2 pseudogenes are annotated in these 382 nt (G+C 65.4%); both read right to left on the bottom strand.

The features are described from left to right. Positions 1–213: pseudogene (locus tag LZ017_RS21895) on the bottom strand (ABC transporter ATP-binding protein); the annotation flags it as partial. 13 nt (positions 214–226) lie between these two features. Then, positions 227–382, bottom strand: a pseudogene (locus LZ017_RS21890) (branched-chain amino acid ABC transporter permease); the annotation flags it as partial.

Genomic DNA, 382 nt, shown 5'->3' with positions numbered 1-382 from the left:
ACCCACCGCGTAGAACGCCACATAGCCCAGGTCCAGCAGACCCGCGTAGCCCACCACGATGTTCAGCCCCAGCGCCAGCAGCACGTACAGCAGCGCCAGGTCGATGATGCGCACCGGCCCGTTGCCGAACTGCTGTGCCAGCAACGGCACCACCAGCAGACCCACGGCCGCCAGCGCGAACGCCACCAGTTTGGATTGTTTGTTGTCTTGCATCTCTAGCTCCTGATCAGGCGCGATCGGCCACGCGTTCGCCCAGCAGGCCCGAGGGCCGCAGCGTCAGCACCAGAATCAGCGCGACGAACGCGAAGATGTCGGCGTAATGGCTGCCCAGCACGCCACCGGTCAACTCACCCAGGTAGCCCGCGCCGATCGCCTCGATCAA

Origin of the sequence: Pelomonas sp. CA6 (assembly GCF_022549225.1) — a bacterium.
In the GTDB taxonomy this organism is placed as follows: domain Bacteria; phylum Pseudomonadota; class Gammaproteobacteria; order Burkholderiales; family Burkholderiaceae_C; genus Roseateles.
This window is presented reverse-complemented; position numbering and strand designations above follow the sequence as displayed.